Origin of the sequence: Butyrivibrio fibrisolvens (genome assembly GCF_037113525.1) — a bacterium.
In the GTDB taxonomy this organism is placed as follows: Bacteria; Bacillota; Clostridia; order Lachnospirales; family Lachnospiraceae; genus Butyrivibrio; species Butyrivibrio fibrisolvens.
In genome coordinates this window covers 2,989,863-3,012,957 of record NZ_CP146963.1, presented here as the reverse complement: position 1 = coordinate 3,012,957, position 23,095 = coordinate 2,989,863, and the positions used below count along the sequence as shown (strand labels likewise).

The 23,095-nt window shown below is 38.8% G+C and carries 14 protein-coding genes; 11 read left to right on the top strand and 3 right to left on the bottom strand.

From position 1 onward, the window contains the following. Nucleotides 1-46 precede the first annotated feature (46 nt). The 3 genes from WAA20_RS12530 (at nucleotide 47) to WAA20_RS12520 (ending at nucleotide 4,757) form a co-directional block, all read left to right on the top strand. Nucleotides 47-2,809, top strand: a complete 2,763-nt coding sequence (locus WAA20_RS12530; protein WP_073386422.1) for a hypothetical protein — start codon at nucleotides 47-49, stop codon at nucleotides 2,807-2,809. Between the two features lie 24 nt (nucleotides 2,810-2,833). Beyond that, the gene (locus WAA20_RS12525) at nucleotides 2,834-3,670 is read left to right on the top strand and encodes a hypothetical protein (protein ID WP_073386424.1); all 837 of its coding nucleotides are present in this window, start codon (nucleotides 2,834-2,836) and stop codon (nucleotides 3,668-3,670) included. Nucleotides 3,671-3,953: 283 nt separating this feature from the next. Next, complete coding sequence (locus WAA20_RS12520) at nucleotides 3,954-4,757, top strand: hypothetical protein (protein WP_073386426.1); 804 nt, start codon at nucleotides 3,954-3,956, stop codon at nucleotides 4,755-4,757. Nucleotides 4,758-5,154: 397 nt separating this feature from the next. On the opposite strand, the gene WAA20_RS12515 is transcribed toward WAA20_RS12520, so the two are convergent. Beyond that, complete coding sequence (locus tag WAA20_RS12515; protein WP_338801144.1) at nucleotides 5,155-6,861, bottom strand: transposase; 1,707 nt, start codon at nucleotides 6,859-6,861, stop codon at nucleotides 5,155-5,157. Between the two features lie 8 nt (nucleotides 6,862-6,869). Continuing rightward, nucleotides 6,870-7,028, bottom strand: coding sequence for a hypothetical protein (locus WAA20_RS12510; protein ID WP_338801142.1), 159 nt, complete (start codon nucleotides 7,026-7,028; stop codon nucleotides 6,870-6,872). 440 nt (nucleotides 7,029-7,468) lie between these two features. Between WAA20_RS12510 and WAA20_RS12505 the strand changes: the two genes are divergently transcribed. From WAA20_RS12505 to WAA20_RS12495, 3 genes are all read left to right on the top strand, one after another. Next, entirely contained in the window at nucleotides 7,469-9,526 is a 2,058-nt protein-coding gene (locus WAA20_RS12505; RefSeq protein WP_073390023.1) for a M13 family metallopeptidase, read from the top strand. Nucleotides 9,527-9,622: 96 nt separating this feature from the next. Continuing rightward, complete coding sequence (locus tag WAA20_RS12500) at nucleotides 9,623-12,634, top strand: response regulator (protein ID WP_081373972.1); 3,012 nt, start codon at nucleotides 9,623-9,625, stop codon at nucleotides 12,632-12,634. Between the two features lie 56 nt (nucleotides 12,635-12,690). Next, entirely contained in the window at nucleotides 12,691-15,039 is a 2,349-nt protein-coding gene (locus tag WAA20_RS12495) for an ATP-binding protein (RefSeq protein WP_338801138.1), read from the top strand. 87 nt (nucleotides 15,040-15,126) lie between these two features. On the opposite strand, the gene WAA20_RS12490 is transcribed toward WAA20_RS12495, so the two are convergent. Then, complete coding sequence (locus tag WAA20_RS12490) at nucleotides 15,127-16,548, bottom strand: MATE family efflux transporter (RefSeq protein WP_242951231.1); 1,422 nt, start codon at nucleotides 16,546-16,548, stop codon at nucleotides 15,127-15,129. Between the two features lie 290 nt (nucleotides 16,549-16,838). Here WAA20_RS12490 and WAA20_RS12485 point away from each other — a divergent pair, with 290 nt between their 5' ends. The 5 genes from WAA20_RS12485 to pilM all read left to right on the top strand — a co-directional run bounded on the left by WAA20_RS12485 (nucleotide 16,839) and on the right by pilM (nucleotide 23,078). Continuing rightward, a complete protein-coding gene (locus WAA20_RS12485) occupies nucleotides 16,839-17,453 on the top strand; it encodes a S24 family peptidase (protein ID WP_073390027.1) in 615 nt (204 codons plus the stop codon). A 66-nt stretch (nucleotides 17,454-17,519) separates the two neighbouring features. Continuing rightward, nucleotides 17,520-17,735: a hypothetical protein gene (locus tag WAA20_RS12480; RefSeq protein ID WP_073390028.1), complete on the top strand. Its 216-nt coding sequence runs from the start codon at nucleotides 17,520-17,522 to the stop codon at nucleotides 17,733-17,735. 193 nt (nucleotides 17,736-17,928) lie between these two features. Further along, nucleotides 17,929-19,878: an EAL domain-containing protein gene (locus tag WAA20_RS12475; protein WP_073390030.1), complete on the top strand. Its 1,950-nt coding sequence runs from the start codon at nucleotides 17,929-17,931 to the stop codon at nucleotides 19,876-19,878. A gap of 129 nt (nucleotides 19,879-20,007) precedes the next feature. Continuing rightward, the gene (locus WAA20_RS12470; protein ID WP_073390031.1) at nucleotides 20,008-20,766 is read left to right on the top strand and encodes an A24 family peptidase; all 759 of its coding nucleotides are present in this window, start codon (nucleotides 20,008-20,010) and stop codon (nucleotides 20,764-20,766) included. 47 nt (nucleotides 20,767-20,813) lie between these two features. Continuing rightward, a complete protein-coding gene (gene pilM / locus WAA20_RS12465; RefSeq protein ID WP_073390033.1) occupies nucleotides 20,814-23,078 on the top strand; it encodes a pilus assembly protein PilM in 2,265 nt (754 codons plus the stop codon). Nucleotides 23,079-23,095 lie beyond the last annotated feature (17 nt).

Here is a 23,095-nt window from a genome sequence, read left to right as displayed (position 1 = left end):
TTTTTACTCTTTTGTAATTTTCAATGAATCATTCTAAGGAGACAGTATGGGTAAGATAAAAATGAACCTCGACATGCTCGAGGAAGTAAGAATGCAGCATGAGATAGCAAGGGAGGCTACTGAAGCTGTTATTAACAAAGGTCGGGCAGACCTTAATTCTATGACTGAAGAAGTCTGGGAAGGCGAAGATGGAGATATGGCAAGAGAACAGCTCCACGACCTTCTTAACAAAGAAATGACACAGACATGGAAAGAACTTGATACACTTCATGAAGTAATAAAGAAGGCTCAGAAGTCTGCGTATGAAGCAAAGAATTTCTGTAACAATTTTCCTCAGATTTTCAGAAATGGATCAATGCCATCAGATACAGATTCTTCACCATGTAGTGGAGATTTGATGTGTAATAATGAAAGTTGTGAAGCGCTTAAGAATTCAATGTCAGAAGCTTCAAAAAATGCATCAAATATTAAGAGTAAAGTTATAGATGTAGAAAGCCTTCTTGCAGAGCTTGAAACAGCTGAAGCTAAATTCGATTATTCTTCTTATACAGAACCAATCAAGACACAGGCACAGAATGTAATCGACCGTGTTGATATTTTTAATAATGCAGTTACTAAGTATGAACATAATGTTGACAGATTGGATCAGACCTTTGCAAAAGAGCTTCTTGCATCAACGCCTGATACCGTTCCAACACCATTTGATCCGTCAATCCTTTTAACAGATGACATCGTTCATATGAATGATGGAGATATCATAAATTTCCTTGAAGCGCATGATCTTATAGATATAGGCGGCAAACTGAGTGACGCCCAGCTGGAAAACATTCTGGCAATGCTTTTTGATAAAAAAGATGTTGATGTATCCGGATTATCAAAAGAAGACTTTGAAGTTGCATTTTTAAACTTGCCAGAAGAAAAACAAAAGGCTATTCTACTGGAAATGGGACTTTCTAGAAGTCAGATTGATTCAATACTTGAATCTAAAGAATCCAAAAGAACTATTATTGATCAATTCTGTAATTCTAAAACAAAAGATAGAATAAATGAGTTGAGAAATAATAATCCTTTTTCTCCTAAGGCAACGTCTAAAACTAATTCAAGCCAAGGAACAACTGCACCTCCTACAGGAGGAACAAAACAGAGTGGTAATAGTACTGGTGCTGTTGAATGTGATTCACAGACAATAGGATCTCCTGGAAAAATAGATCCTAGCTTTTTCCCAAGTTACGCTGAACAGCTCATAGAGGCCCAAAATGCGTTATGCGATGATGATCCATCTAATGATGAGGAGGCAATGAAAACAATAAATGAATGTTTAACCGCAGGACTTTATTTTGAGAATAATACTTTATATTATAATGAAGAGTATTTACAGTACTGTAAAGAAATGGCAGGTGAAGGGAGCCTTTTATATAGCTTACTAGATCAGTTTGATGAAATAGTATTAGGCGAAGAAGGAACAATTTCGTCATTTGGTGATTCTGGAACTTGTTCATTAACTATTTCACAGCTTGGAGCTGGATACCAATTATTATTAAATGCTGATAGTAAAATTATCGGAGGGGAATATTCTAATTATAGGGTTGCGTATGCGGCTACAGAGGAAACCTGTAAACATTACTTTATGAATGGAGATGAATATGATTGGGATAAAATTCAAGAGTGGTGTCAAAAAGATGATCCAGTAATAGATGCAGAAGAATACGCATTCTTGTCAAATGAATTATTAAATATGAATCGTGATGACATAAACAAGTTTTTGCGTTCTGCTGAAACATCTACTTTCTCATTCACTGATCGAGTATCTTATTTAATGGTTTGTTACGATTGTAAGGCAAAAGAAGAGGCGATAATACAAGGTAAAGATGAAATTTACACAAGAGCATTATGCTGTTCAACAGTTGTTAATACTCTAAGAACTTATCCTGGGTATATATTTGAGAAAATAGAATTTGAGCCGAAAGGTTTTGAAGACACAGGTGCATACAAAGCGTTTTTTACAAATCCATATAATTTTTTTAGCTCGGATTATTTAATGGTTTTTCCATCTGAAAATCCGTCGGTTATTGGAAAAAGAATAAACGATTTTGCCAATGATATTATAGATCCAAGTTTAGTGGACGGTATCAAATCATGGGGTGCAGGAAATGTGTCAACGGTTCTTCAATGGAGTACTGCAAAAACTATTGTAGGTTCTATAATATTATCTGCGAAGGATTATATAGAGTCTTATAAAACTTTTAATGTAGTGAAGGAAGGGTTTAAACTAGGAGAAGCAGCTTCTATGTATGGCGTTGGTGGAAATTTGATAATAGGATCTCTTGGATTTAATAAAATAGCAAATGTTATAGTTGACTCTTATGATGAGATGCAAATTGGCGCAGCAACAATTATGTATAATAGAAATGCAAAACTGGCCAGCGCAGGTGTTGCAACAGTAATGAATGGTGATACATATGACTATATAACGAGAACAGAGCTAAAAGAATCTTTTTCTGAAGAGAATAGTGACATATTCGAAAACTATTACGATTTATTCTATAGTAGCAATATAGATGGTGCAAAAGAAATCGAAAGAATAGAAGGTATATTACACCAAATTGCTGATAAGATATATCCTATGGGCGTGGATACATTTAACTTAGATTATGAACAGATGGGAGAAGTTATGGATATGTATAAAAAAATGGAAGAGGTTTTACCACAATACTGTGCTGAAAATGATATAGAGGATGTCTATTATTTGGAGGACGATAGAATACGTGAACATTTGGATGACATATACATAGAAGCCTGCAATAGCTAACGTATTATTGAAGGAGATAATATAATGAAACATATTAGCCGGGAGATAAAAATAAGAATAATAATTGTTCTAATATTTATAGCTCCTTTTATAATTCAAAAAGGAATTATTAAACTTCAAGAATATTATCAATATAGGCATTATTTAAACAACAGTGCAGATGATCTTTTTTGTGTTGCGGAATATTCGGGTGAAGTTGTCTTTAATGAATATGAATTAAAGGTATATGCGTTATATACTAATTTAAAATATGGAAAAGATTATACGCTAGAAGATCTTGAAACTGCTTATTTTGAAAGAAATGATCTCTTTTATGATTATATGAATTGTTTTTATAAATGGGATTATGTACCAGATGAACTGTTTAGGGCATTAGATTATATTGCTGGAGATAGATGGAGAGATCGTTTTAGGTATGTAACCTCAGAAGAACAGGATGAAGCTATAGATATTTATATTGCAGAACAAAAACTTGTTACAGATTACTATGGTGATAGTCGAATAAAACTGTATAAGCTCACGTATGAACAGCAAATGGAGTTCTATAAACTATATAATGATTCGTCCTATGTGCTGGATGATAAATTGATGGAAACGAATGAACCATTTAGTGGGAAAATCCAACAAATTGAGAAACACCTCGTTATAAAGAAAATTGAAGGAGACACTATTACTCTTTTTCAGAAAGAAAATGATGGAACCAAGATAAAATACGTTGGAACATGCAAGAATGCAAATGAATTTGAGGTGGGCGATGTTGTGTGGGTTGAATTTTACTTTTGTTCATTTGATGGCGGTGGTGGATTTGGATACGATTGTAAGTATTATAATGTTCAGTTCGAAAAAATAGAAAAGGAATAATTCAGATTTAATAGACAGGGACTTCTCATATATAAAATATCACATCTAGGGGTGAATAGGCACTTGGTGACAAGAGTACATCAAGTGCCTATTCTTCAAATATAGTGATTGGTTCGAAAGCAAGCGCATGAGGCAGCAGAAAAATATATCAAAATGGAAGAGAAGTTCTATGATTATTGTGAAAGAAATACTCTTGATTTTACTTGTATGGAAGATTTGACTGATGAACAATTGGCTGAACTATACGATGAGGTTAAGTAAGCAGAATGAAGAGGATATTTTAATGAGAAACAAGAAAACTATAAAAAAGGTAGTTGCGTTAATAATAGTCATAATTATAGGAACCTTATTTTATTTAACTTATTGCGGCATTGAGAAGAAAAAAGAACAAGAGAGAATTAATCAATCTGCAGACTACTTTTTTTATGTAATTAAAAGCAATGATGATATAAGTTTTTATGAATATAAGCTGAAAGCACAGGCATTATATTTGAAAATAGAGTGTGAAAAAGATTATTCTATCGAAGATCTTAAAAATGCTTACTATGAAAAGAATGAATTATTCTATGATTATTTAAATGATTGTGGTAAGAAGTTGTGTTTTCCTGAAGAATTGATTTCTTCATTAGATTATATTTGTGAGTTGGAATGCGATAGACTTTTTATGCGAGTTAATCCTGAAGAGCAAGATGAAGCGATAAAAATCTTTTTAGAAGAACAGCGCTTGGTTACGGACTATAATGGAGACTCTAGAGTAAAATTGTATAAACTTACATATGAGCAACAAATGGAATTCTATAAGCTGTATAAAGATTCATCATATGTCTTGGACGATAAATTGATGGAAACTGATGAGCCATTTGGCGGCTTACAAAAATATGAAGAACATCTTGTTGTAACAAAAATTGATGGAGATACTATAACTCTTGAGCAAAAGAAAGAAAACGGAAAAATTAAATATGTAGGAACATATCAAAATGCAATTGACTTTGAAGTGGGTGACAAAGTATATGTTGAATTTTATTTTTTCGCATATGGAGACAGAACATACTATAATATCCAGTTCGAGAAGATGGAAAAAGAATGATTTTAATCTTTAACTAACTGAGACTTCTCACATTTAAAATATCACTTATACCTTGAAGATTCCTGGGACAGGCAGTTGATAAATGATTTTGGGGGGCTTTGAAAATTATATTAAATTCAAGAGCATGATAGATGGAATAATATATTCTGTTTAGGATCCGCATGTTTGAGCGAAGCGAGTTTCGGATCCTAGAATATATTATTTCAGATATCATGCCTTGAATTTTATATAATTTTCATGCCCCCAAAATCATTTATCAACTGCCTGTCCCAGGAATCTTCAAGCGCATGGGGCGATTTTAAATGAATGAAGCTCTCGACAAGAAAGTATATTAAAAAAATGTTACAGTTCAGACCCTATCTTGAGATAAGAAGACCGGTAGACTACACTTGATTCATCAAGTCGATCTACCGGCCTTTTGTCTATCGAAGATCTTCGATACGCTGTCATACACGCTGGATTCTGGATCCTGTCTTAATGACAGAAGCATACTCATGCTCTGACAGAGGTAATCAATGCTCGCATCCGAGCGGAAACTCATGACTTGGTGCTGCTTGCGTTTATAGGCACGCAAAAGACGTTCCGCCATGTTATTGTTGTGCGGAACTCTTATATCATGTAAAAACAGCAGATGGCTGGACCTATACTTTGCCATGCGCCTGTATAAGTTATAGCCTTCCCTATAGTATTTACTGGGTGGAATATATTCGTATTCTTCTCGGGCTTCTTCCAGGATGCTGTCATATCTTTCTTCAAATTCCATGACAGTTTTTTCATCAAATCCTGTGGTTTCATCAATGCCGTTTCGGTAATGAACCATTTCCCGCAGAAGTTTATACATCTTCTTATTCCATTTCCGATCAGGCTCATTCTGTATGCTGTCTTTACAGTATCTCAGGATATGAGCGATACATTCCTGATGGCCACTGCCATAATTATAAAAGGTGGTGTCATGGTCATGGATGAATATCGCTGACTGGTTAAGGTCGACAGGGGTATCTTTTATTCCTGCATGACCTTTGTTTTCCCTGAAATAGTACTGGGCAGTCCCATCCGGAGCAGCAACAATAAATACAAATCGACTGCTTCCATTGCTTCTGGCATTGGTGTTATCTGTATGGAGTACAGGCTTCTGCATCAGTGATGCAAAAAGCTCTTTCTTTTCCTTATCCGTTTTCATGGAGAATTCTTTGGAGAGACCATTGACCATGCCTTTTGAAATGCTCAGTTTTCCGTCAGTGAGATCTGAAATAAGTTTGATGGTCTTGTCTATGGAGACACAGCATTCATTATTAAGGATGAATGCAAGTGCTTTGACGCTGCCGCCATAGTTTACGTCATTGATATATCCTTCAGGGAACTGCGCGTGGGATCTTTCGCCCGTCTTTGAATTATAGTAGACTTCAGCAGCGTATTCGTTAACATCCAGGAAAAACCTCAGATTTATCATCTGTTTACGGATGACTTTGCCGGTTTTCTTGAAGTCAGGATCTTCAAGTACTTCTTCCGGTGGAGGCAGCATAATAACTGGCTCTGATACAGCCTGCTTTTTTCGACCGTAACCTTTGTGCCCAGGCTGACCGCCTGGACGTCTGCCGCTTTTTTCTCTGCTGTTGGATATTTTCTTGTGATTTGGAGACTGGGAAGATGGTTTAGAAGAGTTCTCATAATCTCTGTTGATCTGAGCCGTCAGTTTAAGATTCTTTCCCTGTTCTTCTTCAAGCTCAGTTTTTACTTCATATAATTCACGCCTTTGTTCAGCGACCTTGTCCAGGGCAGCATCTCGCTGCTGCTCCACCAGGATGATGCGCTTCTCGAGCGCTCTGATCCTGGCATCTTTAGCAGCGATTTCTTTCTGATGATCCTTATAGACATCTTCAATGGTGTCCCACCATTTATTTCTGACATCTATAGTCTGTGCGTGAGCCTTGGACAGCTCGACTTCAAGTTTGTGTATGTGGCATTCTTCAGTATAAAGCATACTCTTATACTGAGCATCCATCTGCAGATACTTGGATCCGTTCTTGAAGGCATCAACCTGTGCCTGAAGATTCTTGACGCGGTACTGTAGAGTTGTAATTATTTCATACTGATAGTCGTTCATAGAAGTGATTACTTAGCCTTTAACTGTTTTATTTCTGCTTTGAGAGATTTGATGAGTATTTCTTGTGCTTCACATTTCTTTTGAAGCTTTTCATATAGCTTTTTGTAGTCGGGTTCTTTTTCTTCGGTTTCCGCGGTCTTTCTATGTCTTCCATCAGTTGGAACCATTTCACCGGTTTCCGGATCAATCCTTCCGATCAGTGTTCTTTTTGCCCGGCTCTGCTTTTTTCTTTGTCCCAGTATGCCTTGGATTCATACACGTAAGTAATACCGGTTCGTTTGTCTAACTGCTTAATTATGCCCATGGTGTGCTCCTTTCAAATATACATCGTTACGTTTATATTATATATCATAACGATTATAAATGCAATAGAAAACCCAGAAAAAATCAGATTTTTTCTGGGTTTGTGACAATTTTAATATGTGATTTTTAATCGTTAGGGTTGTGCGTCAAGCTAGGGTCTGAACTGTAACAAAAAAATGATTAAAAAATTATAATCTTTTACTGTTATCTTGCAAGCAATTTTACACTTTGTTAAACTGTATGGGTAGCTATTATCATCTAACACTTTTTGTGTTATGACATTATTTAGAAAGGACAAAGATATATGCTCAGATTATCTAAAACAAAGTCACTTTTATCAGTGATGATCGCAGCTTCTATGGTAATTGTGCCTCAGGCATCAATTACAGCTTTCGCTGACGAAGTTGCAACAACCAGCATTGAGACTCAGCTCGAAACTCTGTCTCAGGCTACTGGCACAAGCTACAAGGATAATTTCTATGATGTAGTAAATGCAACAACATTTGCTTCACACGAAATCCCTGCAACAGATGCTCAGTGGTCCTGGTTTGGAGAACTTTCTGATGAACAGGATGCTCAGATGGAAGAAATCTTCTCCGAAATCAATTCCAAAGAAAATTATGGAAAGGGAACACCGGAACAGAAGCTTCATGATCTGTATGCTCTTTACAGCGATACAGAAGCAAGAAATGCTGATGGACTTGGTGCATTCCAGTCATACATGGATGCTATCGTTAATGCCGGCAGCCTTACAGAGTATGTTACTGCAGTAATGAGCCTTAGTGTTGACACAGGATATGGTTCAATCCTTCCTATGTTTGGTGTATCTCAGGATGAGCTTGATTCTACAAGATACGTAGTATCAGTTTCTGCCGGTGATTCACTTATGGGCAAGGACTACTATGAAAACGAAGCTTACGAGCCTTACATTCAGCTTTACAACCAGTATCTTGCTAACCTTCTTGTTGTAAATGGTTTTACACAGGAAGAAGCTGTAAGAATGGTTGAGAATACAGACGCTATCGCTAGAAAGATCGCATCTGCAGAGCTTGATACAACAGATTATTATGATGTTGAGAAGGTTTACAATGTTTATTCAGAAGCAGATCTTATCGCTGCATTCCCTGGAATCGACATGGCAAGCTACATGCAGGCTGAAGGATTTGCAGGACAGGATATGTATCTTGTTCCTGAAGAAGAGAAGTTTGCTGTATGCAGCAGCCTTCTTACAGAGGACAACCTTCAGGCACTTAAGGACTATTCAGCAACAGTTCTTTGCGGTGACCTTGCATCTGTAACAACTCAGACTGCTTATGATCTTACTATAGAGCTTAGTAACAAGTTGAACGGTATCACAGAGGCTAGACCAAACGAGTATTACTGGATGTCTCAGACAGCTGGTTCTCTTGACTGGAACTATGGTGTTCTTTACACAGAGAACTACTGCTCTAAAGAAGCTAAAGAAGAAGTTACAAAGATGATCCACGAGATCATTGCTGAGTACAAGAACATCATCAATTCTCAGACATGGATGAGTGAGACAACTAAGCAGGCAGCTATTGCTAAGCTTGATACTCTTCAGGTCAAAGTTGGATATCCTGATGACTTCAGCTATTACCTTAGCCTTGAAGCTCCTATCACAAGCAAGAAGGATGGTGGTACACTTACATCTAACGTAATTGACATGCACAGCATGTACAAGGCATATGAGCTTTCACTTCTTGGAAAGCCTGTTGATAAGACAAAATGGATAGCTACACCACAGACAATCAACGCTTTCTATGATCCTTCAAACAACGGTATCACAATCCTTGCAGGTATCATGCAGAAGCCTTTCTATGATCCAGACGCTTCTGAAGCTACAAACCTTGGTGCTATCGGTGTTGTAATCGGTCACGAGATCAGCCACGCATTCGATTCATCAGGTTCACAGTACGATGCTAATGGTAACTACAATCCATGGTGGACAGAAGAAGAGTACATCACATACACAGATATGTGCCAGAAGATCATCGACTACTATGATGTATTCCCATCAGTAGAGACAGGCGAAACAGTTGACGGTGCTCTTACGATCACAGAGAACATCGCTGACCTTGGTGGTATGTATGCAGTAACACAGATCGTCGGTCATGATAAGGAAGCCCTTCAGGAAATGTTCATTTCTTATGCTAACATGTGGGCTGAGAAGATGACCTATGAGTATGCAAGCATGCTCCTTATGCTCGACGTTCACTCACCTGGACGTGCAAGAGTAAATGCAGTTGTTTCCAGCATGGATGCATTCTATGAAGCATTCGATATTCAGGAAGGCGACGGAATGTACGTTGCACCTGAAGACCGTGTTGGTATCTGGAAATGATAATAAGGTAAATTTTTTAGGGCCCTGTGTTTCGCAGGGCTCTTTTTACGTCCAATTATAAGGTTATTGCCTGTTTTAGCCGATATATTTCTCGATATGATACGAGAGGCTAAAACCAAGTTTGAACTAATTTTATGCTATCTACTGCTACTATTTGTAGTAATAAAGCTCTTTTCAGGGAATTTCCTTCGTGCCAGTGAGTACGTAAAAAAAGAGCTTTATTATAGTGTGCTGTCTGAAGGCTGGGAAGAGATCCTTGGTAATGGAGAAAGGATTCCTGTTGAAGTTCCGGGTAAAGCTTCACAGACCGGCAGAAAACAGTACACGATCGAAAGAACACTCCCTTTCACAATAAATGAACATTCCTGGCTGTCCGTAAGAAGTACCCGCCAGAATATGTATGTCTATATTAATGGAGAGCTAAGAAAGAGTTATTATCGAACCTTTGAAGAGTATGGAAGGCCTTCTGTACCGAGCTTCTATCTTTTTGTCCAGCTTAGTAATGAAGACCGGGGAAAGCCTGTAAGGATCGTTGGTGCTTCTGATAATGAGATATATTCATATACCATCAATGAAGTGGTTGTAGGCAATCAGATGGGAATATGGTATTACTATGCCATAAAGGATTATTCCGGTTTTGTGCTTCCCATTATCGTTATGATCATAGCTATTGCCGGTTTGGGCGTGCTTGTTATCGTTAGTATCTATAATAAGAACGGACGAAGATACGTATTCCTTGGAGTGGGTGTATTATTGTTTTCTTCATGGGAAGTACTGATATCCCATTTAAGACAGCTTGTTTTCTTTAATATCAGCGTGGCATCTGAAGCCGGATATATGCTCTTTTCCATGATTCCAATACCATTTCTATATAGTCTTGACTGTATTCAAAACAAGAGATATCACAGATCCAATCTTTTATTTGCAATTATCGTCGGAGCAGGATCTTTTTTTACCACCTGGTTCAATGACGAAGGGGTTATTACCTTTCCATCCAGCATGCCGTATCTTGTCGGCATATCAGTAACATCCACCATATATATGATCATTACTATTTTCATAGATATATTTAAAGGACGATTAACGGAAAATCGCATTACATGCTTTGGATATATTGCGTTTGCCTTTTCAAGTATGATCGCGGGAATTTTTTATGTGATCAATCCGGATCAGCCGGCAACTCCAATAGTAAATTTCGGAATGATCCTGATCATGGTCTGTGCAGTTGTAGACATGATCATGTCATATGTTCTCGATAGAAGAGACAGAATAGTTGCAGAAGAGGTGTCCTCTGCCAAGTCGCAGTTTATTGCCAGCATGTCACACGAGATCAGAACACCCGTTAATTCCATCCTTGGAATGGATGAACTTATACTGCGAGAATCCAAAGAAGACACAATAACAACATATGCCAGGAAGATAAGAGATTATGGTAAGGCACTTCTTAGACTCATCAATGAGATCCTTGACTATTCAAGACTTGAATCAGGTAAGGTCAACGTTATAGAAGAAACCTATGATGCAGAGATAGCCATCACATCTTTGTATAAGATCTTCGAACCCATGGCGGAAAAAAAGGATCTTACCATGGAACTTAAGCAGCATGGTATCGAGGGAAGGCTCCTTATAGGTGATAATGAAAAGATCTGCAAGATGATTGGAGAAATCCTTAATAATGCCATAACTTATACGGAAAAGGGAAAAGTTACACTTGGCGCCTATATTGAAAATCTGGGCCGGACTGATGATACAGGGCATGAACTTGTTATGTTCTCAATAGTAGTTACGGATACGGGTGTTGGAATAAGCCCTTCTGACATTGGAAAACTTTTCGATCCATTTGAAAATACAGGAGAAAAAGACGGTCAGGGCGGAATGACCCTGGTTGTTATCAACAGACTTCTTGAGCTTGTTGGAAGTAAACTCAATGTTAGATCAAGAGTTGGAAAAGGCTCTGAATTTTCTTTTGACCTGATCCAGAAACTTGCTAATGAAAAAGAAATTGCAAGCTGGAAAACAAAGCCTGTTGAACCGGATCTTAGCATCCTTAATGAAAAAGGAAGATATTATTCTGATAATCTGAAAGTTTTGTGCGTTGATGATTCCACCATGAACCTTTCTGTAATAGAGGGCCTTTTAAAGAGAACAGGAGCAGATATCACAACCTCAATCTCCGGTGAAGAAGCTATAGAGATCTCTAAAAAAGAGGATTTCGACATCATATTCATGGATCACAGAATGCCCGTCATGAGCGGCGAAAAGGCCATGCGTATGATACGAAAGCATTATGATAAGGCAAAGAAAAAGGTTATCATCATAGCCCTAACAGCTAATGAATATGAAGGTGCAAAAAAAGAATATCAGAGCATGGGCTTTGACAATTATCTTTCAAAACCTGTTAAGACTTTCGACCTGGAAAGAATGCTGTGGACTTATTTTGAAGACAGAGCAGCAGAAATTCCTGAGGAAGACGCAGGCGAGGATGAAAGCCAGTACGGCTCTTTGTTTAGACAGATAAAACAGATAGAAGGAATTAATACTGATAATGGAATAAAGAATTGTGGAAGTAAAGAACTGTTTATAAATGCAGTTAAGACGTTTGCAGATACAGCAGAAGATAATATCAGTACACTTCAAAGGATCATCGATGACAGGGATCTTCATAATGGAGTTATAAAGGTTCATGCCCTTAAATCAAATGCAAGAGTCATAGGTATGCAGGAACTTTCAGATCACGCAGCATATCTTGAGCAGTGCGGCGACGAGGGCAAAGAGGAAGAATTCTTTGATAAGGTTCCGGGACTTCTTGAAGAGTATAAGGATGCATTTGGAAAGGTTAGAGAATTCTTTGAAGAAGATGAGGATTCTGCAAGTATTGATGAAGACCTGCCACTAATAACAAGCGAAGAGCTTTCAGATGCATATTCAGCAATTGAAGAGTGTGCTAAGAGTCTTGATTATGACAGCATTGAGGGAATTCTTGGTGAATTATCAGGATATAAGCTTCCTGATGCAGACAAAAAGCGCATAAAGCTTATTAAAAAAGGACTTGCAGCAGCAGATAGTTCAAAGATCATAGAAGCGATCAGTGATAATATTGAGGTTTGAAGATGTTTAGTCCGAATTGTAAACCCGTAAAAAAACCGAATATTTATCAGATTATCATGATAGGATGCCTGATAGCTGTCGTATCTGTATTTATCATGCTTGGGTTTGGTCAGAAAAGCAGATTTAATGACTTTGGTGAAGATGAATACGAGTATGAGATTTTTGATGATGGCTGGAAACAGATCTATGAAGATGGAACAGTAGCTGATCTTGAGTCTTTTCCAACAAGGGTAGATACGGAAGATGGAAGGATCACTATCTATAATAAGCTTCCTATTGGGATCAAAGAAGGTTCATGGATTGCAATTACAGGTTATACGGCAATAGTCAGGATCTATATTGGTGAAGAGCTAAGAGCCTTGTACTCACTGCGCCCCGGAGAGTCGGGATATGGTTCAAGAACAAGTCCTTCGGCTCATGTTTTTGCAAAGCTCTATGTAAATGACGGAGGCAAGATAGTTAGGATAGAAGTTGAATCCGAGTCAATGTTCAAAGGATGGCTTGGTGAAGTTCTTATAGGATCTCAGGGCGGAATATGGGGATATTATGCTTATAACACCATGAGCGCTTCCATGATAACACTGGTTTTGGGATCAGTATCCATAATCACTATTATCATTTCATCGTATTTTGTGTTTGCCACAAAGAGACCATCTACAGTTTTGTATCTTGCTCTTGGAATATTGTGTATCTGTATCTGGCGACTTGGTTCCACGCCTACAAGTAATACCTTTATGCAGTACGAAACAGCAGACCTTAAAGGGCTTTTCGAGTGTGCATGCCAGATCCTGGTATTTGCACCTGTTCCGTTCCTGCTTTTTGCTGACTGTCTTCATTCAGGAAGATACAAATTCATTTACAGAATTACGATTGGAATATGTATCGTTTATGCAGTTGTTGCTTCGATTCTCCATTATTGCAACATTGCTTATTTTGCAGGGACGCTGCGATTTACATTTGCCATGATCCTTTCGGCACTGATGCTGGTTCTTATAGTGTCGATCGTTGATCTGGTAAGTCGCAGGACCAAAGATTATAAAGCGGTATCGATAGGTCTTATCATATTCATGGCGATAATGGTATGCGAGCTTATAAGACTGTATTCAGACATAAAAGCAGTATCATCACTGGTCTATGTTCTTGGAATGCTTGTCCTTCTAGTTTCGGCTGTTGCCGAAGCTGTTCTTGGCATGGTCAAGACTCATAGCCAGAAGATAATCGCAGAGGCAGCAGGTGAAAGAAAGACAGAGTTTCTGTCACTTATGTCGCACAGGATAAGAACTCCTGTTAATACCATATCCGGAATGGCTGAGCTTATCGAAAGGGAGACAGAAAATAACGATATCAAGTCATATGCCGGCAGTATAAGAAATGCTGTAAGAATGCTCATGTCACTTATAAATGACATGCTTGATGTTGAGAAGTCAGAAAAAGAAAAGATCGATCTTGAGATCAGGGAATACAATCTGGCACCTCTTCTTGTAGACTGCGTAACCCTGCTTGTTTCCAGAGCAAGACAGGACGGACTTGAATTTGTGACTAATGTAAGCCCTGAACTTCCTTCTGTTTTGTATGGTGATCCAGTAAGGATGATGCAGATAATCACCAACATTCTTACTAATGCAGTTAAGTATACAAGCAGGGGGACAGTAACTTTTATTGCAGATAAAGAGTATGTGAACGGAGTATTTTATCTGCGCATCACAGTAAGAGATACCGGAATCGGAATTAAGCCTGAGGATATCGGAGAGATCTTTAGTTCTTATAACAGAGTTGATGAAAAAGAGAACCGCCATATAGAAGGAACAGGTCTTGGTCTGTCCATCACCAAAAAACTGGTTGATGCCATGGAAGGTGATATCAAAGTTGAAAGTGAATATGGCAAGGGATCTGAATTCACCATAACTATTCCTCAGAAGGTTATAAATGAAGAGCCTATAGGAGGCCTTGAAGAAGCGATCAGAAAGTACACTCAGAAGAATGTATCTTATAAAGAACTGTTCCAGGCACCTGAAGCAAGAGTTCTTGTTGTTGATGATAACAGGATGAACATAGAAGTATTCATAGGTTTGTTAAAAGAGACCAGGATACAGATAGATACTGCAGGTGGCGGAGATGAAGCTTATGAAAAGGCACGGACTAATAAGTATGATGTTATTTTCATGGATCATATGATGCCGGAGCCTGATGGAATACAGACTCTCCACCTTCTCAAGAATAACTATATGGCAATGAGCTATTCTACGCCGGTGGTTGCACTTACTGCAAATGCAACGCCAAGCGCAGAGAAGATGTATCTTAGCGAAGGCTTTGCGGCTTATATGTCAAAGCCTGTAGATTCGAGGAAGCTTGAAAATCTGCTCTTAAAGCTTCTTCCTAAAGAGAAGATTAATAGGATCACATAAAAAGAAAACGTCTCATACCATATATCAGGTGGTATGGGACGTTTTTTAGACATAGAAATGCATCCATGCGTACTATAGTTTAATATTTTAACTGCCTGCGTAGGACGTCAGGTCGTGTATCCACTTGCCGCGAATAACGATTATAAAGCCTATCACGGATTTGATAAGATCCATGGACTGAACTGTAAGGAACATCCATACAAGTGGAAGGTTTGTGTATCTTGAAAGTACAAATGCAACCGGGAAAGACACTATCCAGCAAAAGCAGCTGTCAAAAAGGAAAGTGATAAAGGTCTTTCCACCGGATCTGATAGTAAAGTACGCTGAGTTGGTAAATGCATAAAGTGGCATGCATATTGAATTAACTCGTAAAAGTCCAAGGGCTATGTGCTTGATCTGATCACTAGTGTTGTAAAGATCAGGGAATACCGGTGCTATTATAAAGAGCATCAATCCTGATATGGAACTAAGTATTACTGAAAAAAGAGTAAGTCGCAGGGCATAAAGCTTTGCACCAGAGAGTCTTCCTGCACCCAGCTCCTGACCAAGGAGTATCGATGTAGCACTTCCCATTGCTATAAAAACTATATTAAAAACATTGGAAAGAGAATTGTTGATGTTAAATGCTGCTATGGATTCAAGACCTCTTACAGAGTAGCACTGAACCAGCATTGTCATACCCATGGACCAGAGCGCTTCGTTGGCAAGAAGAGGCGCTCCTTTTTTGATGAAATTGAAAACAAGGTCTCTCGGGATATGTATGCTCTTGTAGCATCCCTTGATATAAGGGTTCTTATCAGGATTCGTATGAGTCCAGGTAACTACTATGAACATCTCGACAAATCTTGAAATGACTGTAGCAAGAGCAGCACCTGTAACGCCAAGTGCCGGTGCTCCGAATTTACCATAAATAAGGATATAGTTGCCGATAAGATTTACAAATACAGCTATGATACCGGCGCACATAGGAAGAACAGTCTGACCGGTCTCTCTTAAAGTTGATGCATATACGTTAGTGATAGCCATTGGAAGAAGGCCTATATACATAACAAAAAGATAAGATATGGCAAACTTCATTGTAAGTTCCAGATCGCCTGTATCTCCGCCTTCGTGAAGGAACATTCCGATAAGTTCAGATCTGAACACATATAAAACGAAGAGTCCTACTGCAGTAAGTAGAAGTGCAAGTATCATCTTGGCACGAACTGTATACTGCATTCCCTTAAAATCTTTTTTGCCCCAGAACTGGGCGCTGAAAATTCCGATTCCGGCAAGTCCGCCAAAAATACACAGATAAAATACGAACAGGAGCTGGTTGACGATGGAAACTCCTGACATGGCTTCAGTATTGAGCTGACCAACCATAAGGTTATCAAGCATACCGACAACGTTGGTGATTCCGTTCTGGATCATGATCGGAAGGGCGATAGCCATTACATGGAGGTAAAAAGAAGCCGGTGCGATCAGTGATCTGGAATTATCTTTTTGATTCTGCATTGTGTTATTCATTTTAAAACCCCTATGTTTTCTGTGATGTGATCGAAAGGAGTATGCGGGTCACTACATGCTTAGTACTTAATCTATGATTCAATACTGTAATCCTTTCGGAAACTTAAGCAAGAACCATTATACGTGTTGTCCCATATTAACTCAATACTAAAAGAAAATGTTGACATTATAAGGAAATATGTTATTATTATTCTATCAGCAACGGGTCGTTGCAGATAGAATTTTAAAAATGACCTGACATCAAAAGCGCAGGAAGCCGCCAATATTACTCGAATACAGGAGACAAGGATATGAGATCCAAGAGTCCTGAACTAAAAGAGAAGATCAAAGAATTCATCATAAAATTCCATAAAGACAATATGCGTGATCCTTCCACTGCAGAAATTGGAAGAGGACTTTCGATAGATAAGAGCACGGCCTACAGATACCTGGTTGCCATGAACAAAGAGGGAATGCTTGATTATAGTGAAGGTCGTATCAGCACAGACTCAACCATGAAGATGGATGAGAATATGACCGCAGCTCCCCTTATGCAGGACGGTATCATGTGCGGAGCACCTGAGACTGAGAGCAGTGACATAGATAGCTACGTACAGCTTCCGACAGCACTTTTTGGAAGCGGAGAACTATTCATACTTCACGCTGTTGGAGATTCGATGGAAGATGCCGGCATAGATTCCGGTGACCTCCTTGTTATCAGGAAGACGGAGACCGCAAGACAGGGAGACATAGTAGTAGCACTTAATGAAGATGGAGAGAATACTCTTAAGAGACTTAAATATGATGCCGGTCTTAAAAGACTGGTACTACATCCTGAGAATACTCAGAGAGGATACGACGACATAATACCCGATAAGATCATCATTCAAGGTGTCCTTTCTTCAGTGATAAAAAGATTTTCCTGAAACATATGTTTGCCTGGATCTTGTTGCAGATGGCAATAAGATCTCCCAAAAGAGGGGTATTAGATTATGAGAAATGTACTTATACCAAGAAGAACCTACAGACTTGTAATGCGTATAATCATGATCCTTACAGTAACACTTCTGATATTCACGATCCGCAATCTTTTTGTTGCATCTATAGGAATTCACCATATTAACAGCGGCATCGAAACGTGCAGGGATAGTCTCAATGACTATTATGCAAATCAGGGCATATACGTTGCCGGGGATGTGAATTACTAACAGCAGGAACATATCGATATAAAGTCCAAAAGTATACACTAAAGCATATTTAGTGTATACTTTTTTTATATAAATCATTATAATTTGGGGTATTTCATCGAAATTTAATTAAAACTATTGAGTTTTATACAATTTATGCCGATATATTTAAGCAAGATATCACATTTTAGGTTTTCTTAAGAGGTGAATAGTGTTGTCTAATGTAATCGGATATGAGGCATACAATATTGATGTAGAAGTTGCATTTTTAATAGTATCTTTGATCTTCTTTGTTTTTATGAACGGGACAAAACCAAGGAGAACAACAAGCTATGTGTATGTTTTCTTCGGAATGCTTTTTAGCATAATAGCTCCCGCTATTTCGATTGCAATTGCTTATATTGCATCGGATATGACTTATGAAAAATTAGGAATGCTGCGAATATGCATGCTTTCATACATCATTATCTACTCACTTATACTATTTGACGTTTCAATGTATTTGTGTACTCTTCCTTACAGGAACAGGAGTAAGGAAAGCTGGTACAGAATTTTTTGCATGGCATTTGTTGCCCTTATGGACCTCTATTGTATTACGTCGCTCTTTAGCGGAAATATGATTTCTTATACCGGCGGAGAGCTGGCAGACATAAGCGCATTTATAATCAAGATGAATCATTGCGGCCTTGTAAGCAGTACCTTTTCCTTAGTATTCGCCCTTACTGTTACCAAAGATATGCCGAAGGTTGTAAGAACTATCATATTCACAGTGTATCCTTTGTGTGTACTTCTTCTTATACTTCAAAGGACTAATACTTCTCACATAATACTGGCCATGACATATGTTATTCCACTGGCTGTATTCTTTATTTTGTTCCATTCCAACCCATACGATGAGATACTTGGTCTACAAAATGCCTACTCGTTGGAGAGCCGTTTTGAAGACAATATATTTTTGAAAAAGCCGTTCTATATAGGCTATTTGATAATTCCTTCATTTAACAGACTGGATTTCTCCAAGCCAACTCCCGAGATGGCAGATGCTTTTGAAGCAATCGTGTCATATTGCAGGCTGGCAGAAGATAAATATCCCAATCTCTATATTTACAAACAAAGTGCGGGAACTTTTACCTTTATCTATGAAGCACCCCAGACTGAAGAAAATGAAAAAGCACTTGATGAGCTTGGCGATATAGCTGAAAAGACCATTAAGGATATCGACAATCTTGCGACGATAATAATGATCGATATGCCTTGCTTCAAGGAGATCAAGACTATCGCTATGGCAAGAGAGATGGTAAACATGCTATCCAAAAAGCATGTTAATCCGCTTGATAACTTCAGATACAGGGCTACTTTGGAAGATAACAAGAAATTCCAAGAAAGATACAGGATAGAGCAGGAGCTTCTTGATATAAGATTTAGAAAAGATCCTGATGATGAAAGAGTTGTGTGCTATGCACAGCCAATCTTCGAAGTTGAATCACAGTCTTTTAGAACAGCAGAAGCCCTGATGAGATTAAAGATAAATGGAGAAATGGTAAGTCCCGGTCTTTTTATTCCTATCGCTGAAGAAACTAACTGCATACATGCACTTACTCTTGTTATGTTGGAGAAGGTATGCATGGAACTTCAAAAGCTGGAAAAAGAATACGACTTTGAATGTATCAGTGTTAACTGTTCAGCCAAGGAGTTTACATTACCCGGACTTTCAGAAGAAGTACTTGGCATTATCAAAAAGTACGGCGTAGATCCTAAAAAGATCCGTCTTGAGCTTACTGAGAGTGCAGTAGCAGATGATAATAACAAGCTTAAGAAAAATATGTACAAGCTGCGTGAACAGGGTATTTCATTTTATCTTGATGACTTTGGTACAGGTTATTCTGCTATGGCAAGAGTTATCGACCTTCCGTTTAGGACTATCAAGTTCGATAAGACTCTTTTGTATCAGTCGATCGAAGATGAGCGTATGGACGGTATTGTTTCAAATATGATCGAGACTTTGAAAAACAGCGGCATCATGACTTTAGTAGAAGGTGTAGAGTCAGATGCACAGAATGATTACAGTATCATTCATGGTTTTGAATATATACAGGGATTCCACTATGCAAAGCCTGTACCTATCAGTGAACTGAGGAACTATTTTACAAAAATAAAAAAATAGGCAATTAGAAAAGATAGAAAATAACAAAAAAGAACGATAAAGAACCAAAAAGAACGATAAAGAACGATAAAGAACGATAAAGAACGATAAAGAACGATAAAGAACCCAAAAGAACAATAAGGAGTAGCCATGCATGATCTGCCTGTAGTATTTTACGTTTTATTGTTCATATATGGCATAGTTATTGGAAGCTTTGTAAATGTTTTGATATACAGACTTCCCAAGCATGAAGACTTTGTCAAAATACGTTCGCATTGCACAAGCTGTGGGTATCAGCTTCGGTGGTTCGATCTGATACCTATAGTATCTTGGGTTATATACGGGGGAAAGTGCAGAAAATGTGGTCAGAAAATATCAGCACAATACCCACTTATTGAAGCTCTAAACGGAATACTTTATGTACTTGTAGGAATCGTATATGGAATCAGTATAGATACCATTCTGCTGTGCCTTGCATCATCAATACTTGTTGCAATATCAGTGATCGATTTCAGGACCATGATAATTCCGCCGGGGCTGAACATAGCTATTGGAATCCTTGGAGTGATCAGAATGTTATTCGATCTGAGACACTTTTTAGAATACATTATAGGATTTGCCGCTGTAGCAGGTTTTCTTTTGATATTGTATGTGATCTCCAAAGGAAGATGGATCGGCGGCGGAGATATAAAGCTTATGGCAGCCACGGGACTGCTCATAGGATGGAAACTTAATATACTGGCTTTTTTCCTGGGATGCATTTATGGAAGCATCATACATCTTATCCGTATGAAGATAAGTGGAAAAGGCCATGTGCTTGCTCTTGGACCATATCTTGCAGGCGGCGTGATGACAGCGGTCCTTGTGGGCGAAAAGATCATCAATTGGTATTTTGGAACGATAATGTGATCAAGTTTTAGACCAGATCAACCTTACAAATCCGGAGGATAAACAGGATGGCTAAAGTCCTAAGTATCGAGATCGGAACCACATTAACAGAAATAGTTGAAATGGATTATAAGGTCAGGAATCCTAAGGTTTACAAGAGCCTTATGATATCCACACCTGAAGGCGTTCTTGATGAAGGAATGCTTTATGGCTATGAGCATTTTGCTGATGCTCTTAAGAAGATGATCAAGAGCAAAGGCTTTAAGGCCAAAAAAGCGATCTTCTCAATTTCTTCAAACAGGATTGCTTCAAGGGAAGTGGAGATTCCTTATCTTAAGGAAAACCAGATAAGAGATTATGTACTTGCAAATGCTACAGATTATTTCCCTGTAGATATCACAGAGTACAACATTTCGTATTCAATACTGGAGCACCTTCAGAATGAAGATGGCGGCAAGGCGATAAGGATCAATGCGCTTGCAGTTCCTAATGAGCTTTTGGAAAGCTACAGGGAATTTGCAAAAGAAGCAGGACTTGAACTTGAAGCGATCGACTATGATGGTAACTCCTTGTATCAGGCTGTCAAAAAAGAATGCGGCGTTGGAAGTCAGATCGTTATCAAGATAGATGAAAAGAGCACTATCGTAACTGTAATGAAGGATGGTGTTCAGTCGCTTACAAGAACCGTTCCATATGGTATCGAGGAAGCGGTTGATACTATCATCTATAGTCATATCTATTCTGATAATACATCCCATTCTGAGGCTATTAGCTACCTCAGAACGGTTAAGTGCGTAAATCCGGCCTTTGATATGGAGGCATATCGTAAGGCTAAGGCTGAAGAAAAGGCCAAGGCATTGGCCGAGGCTCAGGCGCAGGCTGCAGGTGAAGGTGGTGATTCTGATAGTCAGGATGGTGCTGGCCAGAACATAGATGGCTTTGGCCAGGGCATGGATTTCTTCGGATTTAACGGAGATGGGTCAGAGAGCGACGGTAGTGGAATCTCTCCTGATGGCAGTGATGCATTTGGAAGTAGTGGAGCTGACAGCGGCAGCAGTGATGCATTTGGAAGTGGCGCTGATGGTAGCGGTGATGCATTTGGAGGTAGCGGCACTGATAGTGGTAACAGTGTAGCGTTTGGAAGTGGCACAGCTGATAGCGGTTCCTATAGTAGTGCTGGCGCTATGAGCATGGATGGAAGCGCAGGTTCAGGCGTAGCTGTTATAGAAGACGAGGAAGAAGATGTCAGTCCTCAGCTTTTGGAAATTCGCGAGCACGTTACCTTCTCGTTTGAGAATCTTGTAAGTGGCCTTTCCACAGTTCTCGATCTTTACTATTCAAGAACCAAAGGCCAGAAGATAGACAGAGTACTCCTTACAGGTATCGGCGGAACCATTCAGGGAATGGACGAACTTATAACCAATACCCTCGATGTTCCTGCCCAGCAGATAAGAAGTCTTGAAGGAATACAGCTTGGAAAGGTATTCAAGTCAGGAATCTTCGGCGAATACATTGGATGTATCGGCGCAACTATTAAGCCTGTAGATTTTCTTATCAAGGAAAAGAAGGTTAAGAACGCCGGAACAGACATAGTATCGATCGGAAGACTTGTATTTATAGGCTGCGTTGGAGCATCAGTAGTTATGCTGGCTATGTCCCTTCCACCATACCTTGATGCAAGTAACACCAACAAGACCTTGAGATCGCAACTTCAGTCTGTTGTAAGCATCATTCCTATATATCAAAAGTATACTTTGTCAAAACAGGCTTATGAATTTGTGAATGATGCCTATTCGCAAAAAGATGAGCCGGTAGCTCATATAGTTGAGTTCCTCGAAGAGATGGAAGAGAAGATGCCGGCAGATGTTCTGGTATCAACGATCAACAGTGATAACGACAGCATATCCATCACAATGTCAGTAAGTACCAAAGAAGAAGCTGCAGATGTATACCAGCAGTTCTGTACATTCAAGTCTCTTGAATATGTAACGATAGAAAATCTTACGGATGAAACCACAGATGCAGGAGACGGCCTCGTAACCTTCACACTTGTTGGCGTATATGCTGAAAAGAGCGAAGAAGATGTTGAGGGTGAAGAAGGAGAAATTGATAATACTGAAGAAACTGAATCTGTAGAAGCTGCGGAAGATGGCGATGTAGTCTTTTCTTCTGAAGATACATCAGCAGAGGGATCAAGTGTTTCGGGTAGTGGAGCAACTGATGAAGATTTAGGAGAAGAAGATGCAGGCGACGGCTCTACAGATGAAGAGCTAGAAGAGTCTGCTGATGGAGGCACAGAAGAGTCTGCAGCAGATGAAACAAGTACTGATTAAAAGATAGAAAAACAGTG